The 6,357-nt window shown below is 71.2% G+C and carries 1 pseudogene; it reads left to right on the top strand.

Annotated features, from left to right (window positions below):
• Positions 1–191: 191 nt before the first annotated feature.
• Positions 192–6,357, top strand: a pseudogene (locus tag FNH08_RS41760) (hypothetical protein); the annotation flags it as partial.

The raw sequence follows: 6,357 nt of genomic DNA, 5'->3' as shown, positions 1-6,357 counted from the left end.
CACGGGCACCGGGTGCTCCGGCCGTGCCTTCCGGGCCCTCTGTTCCGCTGCCAGGAAAGGGAATCGGGGGCAAGGCGCCGATTCCACCAGCCGACGGGGGCCCGCACGGGCTGGGGAGCCGGCTGGAGGCCGGAACCCCCGTGGTCAGGCACGAGCCCGGTGGGGACACCTCGCACTGGCGGATCGAACGCATGGACCAGTTCGGACGCTACAAGATCAAGAACACGATCGACGGGACGACCGCCACGGTCACCCCGGTCGACCGCGGCTGGTCGACCCCCGACAACGCCGCGGCCTCACGCCAGGCGTTCGAGGCCGAGCAGCTGAAGAGGGCGGCGGAGCAGCTGAAGAAGGCGGATCTCCAGCAGGGCGGCATGTACCTGAGCTCGGGGTACCGCTCGATCAATCCGCTGCTGGCCGCGTTCGAGAAGGCGGGGTACACGGCCGCGCAGGTGCGGGACGTCGCTCTCGACTTCTCGGCCCGGGCGGACGACGTCCTGGAGAACTGGAAGAAGATCGCCACGGAACGCGGGTACGCGACCGCGGAGACGACACAGTCCTGGGACCTGCAGGATCTGAACAGGTGGCACGAGAGCATCAAGTCCATCCACCGGGCGTGGGACGACTTCCCGGCCCCGGTGATTCCGGGCAACACCGTGGTACGGGGCGACGGCCAGCAGATCTTCGCGTCGTTCGACGAAATTCTGGACCCGGCGAGCTATCGCGGAGGGGGATACCACGACGTAGGTCGGACGATCTCCTGGTCGGGGATCATGTCCACCACCACCGCCAGTCCGATGACGCACAACTTCGTGAGCTCGAAGGCCGTCATCTGGAAGTTCGACCTGCCGGAACAGAACCACCCGGGGCGCGTGCTGGGTTCGGAGAATCCGGCCGAGGCGGAGGTCACGTTCCCGGTCGACACCCGGATCCGGGTGAACCGGGTCCTCGTCCGGGACGGGGACTTCGCGAACGAGCTGGCCGGTGAGTTCGGCGACAAGGCCAGGGTGATCGTGTTCGCCGACATCCTTCCCGAGAGCGGGGCGGTCCGCGGGGTCGGCGTCGACGGGATCGGCGGAGCCGTCCGGCCGGGCGACACCGTCACGAACGACGTCGTCGTCATGCCCGCCCTCGTCAAATGGCGCGCGGCGGCCGGCTCCCCGGATCCGCTGGAACTGCGCACCGGCCAGCTGCGGTTGCAGGACGAGCTGGGGCGGCCCACCGGTCAGTGGATCACAGCCGAGCCCGGCCCGACCCGCAACTGGGTCCTCACTAACGACGCCGGCGTCGTCCCCGGCACGACCGTGCGGTTCGACACCGCAGAAGGCGTCTACACCGTCACCTCCCCGCAGGGCGTCACCAGGTTCGGCCCCGATGGCCTCCCCCTGGTGTCCGTGGCCGACGGCAGCATCGTCGTCCCGGAAGCCGTTCCGCCCGGCACCCTGCACGCTGCCGGCCCGTCCGACGGCACCGCGCTCCCCGGGGAGTTCGTCTCCTCCGTCAGGGACGTGCCCCTGTCCGGTGTACGTGACCTGCGCGGGCTGGGTCTGCGGATCACCGAGTTCCCGGCGACCGGCACCGCCCCGGCGTCGGTCCGGATGGAGCTGGTGGACCTCACCGCACCCGGCGGCCCGGCACGCCTGCCGGACGCCGCGGTGACCGCCCGGGAGGGCGGCGGCTTCACCGTCACCGGTCGGCAAGGGGGCACGCACTGGCAGTTCAACGCCATCGGTCGGCTGGAGTTCCGGGAACTGCCGCTGCCCGGCACCGACTTCTCGCTGCGCTTCGGCAACGGCGGGGCCCATGCCATGCCCCAAGTGGTCGGCACGGACGGGCTCCCCCTCCCGGGCAGCTCGATCACACCACCGGTCCGGGACGCCTCCGGGGCGGTCACCGGGACGACGACGGTCCGGGTGCCCGTAGCGGGTACGGACGCGGGTGGTCCCCAGGCCGTGTTCCGGTTCGACGGCAGCGGCATGCTGCGTCAGCAGGAGCTGCCGCTCACCCTGGACGGTCTCGACGGCCCGTCGGGACTGGGCGTAAGGGTGACGGTCACCCCCGGAGCGGGGGGAGCCACGTCCCGGGTCCTCGAACTGACCGGCCCGCCCCACCTCGCCGGTTCCTTCCAACTGGCCCCGGTGGACGGCTCGCTCGCGGCGCGGCTGCCCGACGGCTTCACCGTGACCGACACGGTGACCGGCAGCCGCTTCCACTTCGACGCCGACGGCCGCCTCGCGTTCCGGGACCTGCCGTCGCGCGACGGCTCGGGCTTCCTGCGCCACACCGAGGGCGTACCCGACGCTCCGCCCGTCCGGCTGGACGACCCGCTGGACGAGGGCGTCACCGACATGACGCGGATCTTCGACCGCACCCTGGACGAGGCGACGGCGGGGCGCGCCCTGCCGGAGAACACCGCGGTAAACCCGACGGGCATCGGCGGAGCCCCGGACCTCCCGCGCATAGCGCCGGAGTCCCCGGCCTCCTGGCACACCGCACCCGAATCCCTGACCTCCCCACACACCACGCCCGAATCCCCGAACTCCTGGCACACCGCACCCGAATCCCCGGACTCCTGGCACACGGCCCCCGAATCCCCGATCTCTCCCCACACCACCGACGGCTCCGAACCGCTGAGCACGTTCGGCTCGGGCCCGGATCTGCCCCGCAACCGACTCCATGAGGTCACCGCCCAGGCCCACGCAGAAATCAGGCGGGGAGCCGCCAGGGCTCTGCGGCACTATCTGAACCTGCCCTCGGCGACGCGTCTGGAGGACCTGGAGAGCGGCGTCGCTCGCACCGTCGGCGACTTCACCGTCACACCGACACCGCACGGCGGACCCGGCGGCAGCCACTACACCGTCACCCACACCCCGTCGGACCTGACCACGAACTTCGGCCCGGAGCTCGAACTCGTCCGCCAGGAGGTGTTCCTGCGCGGCGGCCCCGTCGAGCTGGACGGGCTGAGGCTCGGCGTCACCGGACGCTCGGCCGACGGCGGGCCGTGGACCCCCACCTCCTTCGAGTTCACGGGCGCCCGCCCGGCCGACGACTCCCTCACCCTCACGGATCTCGCCGCGAGCGCCCCGGCGGAGGTGCGCGGGGGCTTCACGGTCACCGACGCGTCCGGCGTCACACGGTGGCACTACGGCCCCGAAGGCACCTTCGCCGTACGGGACGTGCAGTTGTCCGCCGATCGGGGACTGCTCCGCTTCGACTCGGACGCGCCCGCCGGCGTACCACAGGTGCTGGACACGGCGGGCAACCCGTCCGGGGTGCTACGTGTGGAGCGGCTCGACGACGGCCGGATCGCGCTGGTCCCCACCGGTACGGCGGCCCATCCGCTGGAGCGGTCGGTGTTCGACGCCCATGGCGGCACGCTGCTGGACGAGACCATCGCCATCCGCGGGAAGGGCGGCAGGGCCACGGGTGAGTTCTGGAGGATCGACCACGTGGCCGGCAAGGCGGTCCGTACCGACGCCGACGGCACGTCGTTCACCGGCATGTTCGACACCGTCACGGTGGAGAGGTCCGGCACCGGCCAGTTCAGGCTGGCCGCGGCGAGCCCCGGCAAGGTGACCGTCTTCGAACGCGAGGTGCTCGGCAACGGCAACACCCTGCATGTCGACGTGAGCCGCTCGGGACGCGCCCGGTGGACCGAGTTCAACGGCGCGGGCAGCCGGTTCCGGCACGGCGAGCGGATTGGCGACGTGGACCTGCGCACGGTCCACGATGTGCCGGCCGGTTCCTGGCGTGTCCTCAACACCGCCGACGTACGGACGTACACGAAGGCCATCGACGGTGGTCTCCTCCGCGCCGAGAAGGGGACGGACGGCCACTGGACGTGGCAGCGCTTCGGCAAGGACGGCGCCGAGGTCCTGTCCGGGGACCGCCACTGGAGCTGGAACCACGTCGCCTTCAAGGACACCTATCTCGACCCGGTCACCGGCGTGGAGACGGTGGCCCACAGTCACGGTCAGACCTGGCCGTTCGGCGGTCTGCACGGTTCCCGGATGTACCAGGAGCACGCGGTGCTGCCCGGGCTCGCCCCGGCCGGAGGCCGGATCGACGTCGGCGACTACACCGGCTTCAATCCGACGAACGCCCAGATCGAGCGGCTGGAAGCGCTGTCGGACGGCGGGAGCCTCCTCGTCAAGCGGTTCGCCGACATGCGTCCGCCCGCCTCCTTCTGGAAGTCCGCCGCGGGCCGCAACCCGTTCGACGGTTTCTTCAGCGACCTGTTCACGGGCGAGTCCCTGCACCGGGTCAGCTTCTGGACCGAGACCGCGGCCGACGGCACCAAGGTGACCGGCGTCCGGCTCAGCCCCACCGGCTCCAACTGGATCGACATCGACCAGTACGGCCGCGTCGTGCGGGAGAGCCGGAAGCTGGAGAACGGCCACGTCATCGAGGTCGGACGCAGCGCGGAGGACCCCACGCGGTGGGCACCGGTCCCGGAGTTCCGCAACGGCGGCTCATACGAACTGCACTGGAAGGACACGACGACCGGCCGGACCGGTACCCGGCACGTCGACGGCTCCGGGCGGTGGCGGGACCTCTTCAGCGACGAGAACGGCGTCGAACGGGTACAGCTGCGCAGCCAGGGCAAGGGGACCCGGGAGTACCTGCACGACGCCCCCTCCACCGAGGAGCTCCGCCTCCACGACAACGCCGGCTTCTGGGTCGACAGGAACTCCCAGCAGCACATCTCCGGCCGCCGCGACCTGGTGGACAGGAAGATCGTGGAGTCGTCCGGCAGCCCCTACCGCACCAGGTGGACCTGGAAGTCGTACGACCGGAGCGCCCCGGACACCGTCATCGGCGAGGGCATACGCAGGCAGAACCGGGGCTCGTTCTACTCGCGGCCCTGGGACGACTCGTTCAAGGACTTCGACACGAGCGGCACCCTCGTACGCGAGCGTCACGCCACCGACACCGGCAGCTCCTGGATCGACGCGGGGCGGCAGGACGACGGCACCTGGAAGTGGACCAGGAGGGCCGCCGACGGCTCGGTCCACTCCGAGGGCGTCCGCGTGCACGACGACACCGGCAACGGGCAGTGGCGGGACCTCGTCGACGGCCACGAGGTCAGACGGCTGGTCGGGGGCCGGGTCCGCGAGTACCAGTACGAGATCCTCACCCCGCAGTCGCCGGCGGCGCCTGCGGCGCCCCTCTCCAGGGGCACACTGGCGGACCTCCTCGCCGACTCCGCCCGCCGCTTCGAGCCGCCCGCCACCGTCCGCGTCGACCCCGACGTCTGGAAGGAGTACGACGCCGCCAAGGTCTTCCGCGAGCGCGTCGCCGTGGACGGCGTCCCCGGCCGCCACCGGGTGGTCGACAAGCAGTGGGGCCAGTGGGCGGAGTTCCAGAACGGCCACCTGGTCCAGCGGCGCAGCGTCAACGGAAGGGTCTGGACGACCGACACGTTCGGCCGTGTGAGCACCTCCGGTCCGGCCAGAGTCCTGCAGTTCCTGTCGGGGGGCCTGCCCCGGATCGGCGGCGACATCGGCCTGCCCGGCAGCCGCGGCTGGGCTCGGATCGGCCGGGAGGTGGACTTCCGCGGCGCGGACGTCGAGTTCATGGGCCATCTGCGGGAGATCCAGGACGTGTGGCACGGCCCGTTCACGGGCTTCAGGGACGGCGATGTCGTCGAGATGCCGATGTGGCAGCGCGAGCTCCGCAGCGGTCTGACGACGTTCGCCACGGGCTTCGTCACCGACTTCACCGCCGGCCTGGTGATCACGGCCGCCACCACCGGCGACGTCACCGAAACCGACGTCTACAAGGCGCTGCTCGCCGGCGCGGTCGGCGGCACCTTCAACAGCGGGCTCACCGTGCTCTACAACCAGACCCGCCTGGGCTGGCTGAAGAACCGCATGGGCACGATGGACTGGGGCGGGCACCCGAACCAGACCCAGACCACCGCGACCGACGACTGGGGGACCGACTTCTCCGCCCAGGACAAGGCCACCCGCTGGCGCAACGCCACCTACGCCAACACCTTCGGCCTGGCCACCGGCGCGGTCAGCGCGTTCGTCAGCAACGCCATCAGTGCCTCGGTCTTTGGCGTCAACGGCCAGGAGGTCAAGGGCTGGGACGCGCTCGTGGCCGGCGGGTGGGGCGCCGCGGGCTCCCTGTTCAGCGGTGTGAGCATCGGTCTGGCGCGCAACGCCTGGCATCTGTCCACCGGTTCCCGGGTCTTCCACAAGGGCGGACTCGGCGAGCTGGGCATGAACTGGGCCGAGTCCGCGCTGTCCCGCTACCTCACCTTCGTGATCACGGAGGCCGACAACAAGAACGGCGGCAACCTGCCCGGTCCCGGCCGGGCGTTCCCTCCGCCACCGGCCACGACACCTCCGC

Origin of the sequence: Streptomyces spongiae (genome assembly GCF_009377185.1) — a bacterium.
In the GTDB taxonomy this organism is placed as follows: domain Bacteria; phylum Actinomycetota; class Actinomycetes; order Streptomycetales; family Streptomycetaceae; genus Streptomyces; species Streptomyces spongiae.
Note: the sequence above shows the minus strand (reverse complement) of the source record. Positions and strands in the feature narration are given on the sequence as shown.